Genomic DNA, 633 nt, shown 5'->3' on the forward strand with positions numbered 1-633 from the left:
GCCAGGGTGGCGTAGCCCGGCACCTCGACGCCCCACCAGAAATGCTCGACCACCACCCAGGCGCCATAGCCCAGGGAGGTGAGCGACAGCAGCAGGCCGAGCAGCGACAGCGCGTGCAGCGGCGCCGAGGAAAACGCCACCATGCCGGTCAGCGCCAGCGAGAACGAGCTGCGCAGCCCGAAGCTGCTTTGCCCGGCGGCGCGCGGCAGCGGTTCGTAGTCCAGCGCCGTGCTCTGGAAACCCACCCAGGCGTACAGGCCCTTCATGAAGCGGTTGCGCTCGGGCAGCGCCTTCATGGCCTCCACCACCTTGCGGTCCATCAGCCGGAAGTCGCCCGCATGGGGCGGGATCTCGACCCGGTTGCCCCAGTTCACGAGCCGGTAGAANCCAGGCGTACAGGCCCTTCATGAAGCGGTTGCGCTCGGGCAGCGCCTTCATGGCCTCCACCACCTTGCGGTCCATCAGCCGGAAGTCGCCCGCATGGGGCGGGATCTCGACCCGGTTGCCCCAGTTCACGAGCCGGTAGAACAGGCGCGCCAGCTTGGCGTGCAGGCGCGACTGGTCATCGCGGGTGCGCCGCACGGCATACACCACGTCGCTGCCCTGGCGCCATTTCTCCAGCATCTCGGCGAC

The 633-nt window shown here is 68.8% G+C and carries 1 pseudogene; it reads right to left on the reverse strand.

From position 1 onward, the window contains the following. Window positions 1-374 (reverse strand): annotated as a pseudogene (locus tag QZH66_RS17960) (glycosyltransferase); the annotation flags it as partial. Window positions 375-633: the final 259 nt, after the last annotated feature.

Origin of the sequence: Stenotrophomonas sp. YIM B06876, from assembly GCF_030711595.1 — a bacterium.
In the GTDB taxonomy this organism is placed as follows: domain Bacteria; phylum Pseudomonadota; class Gammaproteobacteria; order Xanthomonadales; family Xanthomonadaceae; genus Stenotrophomonas.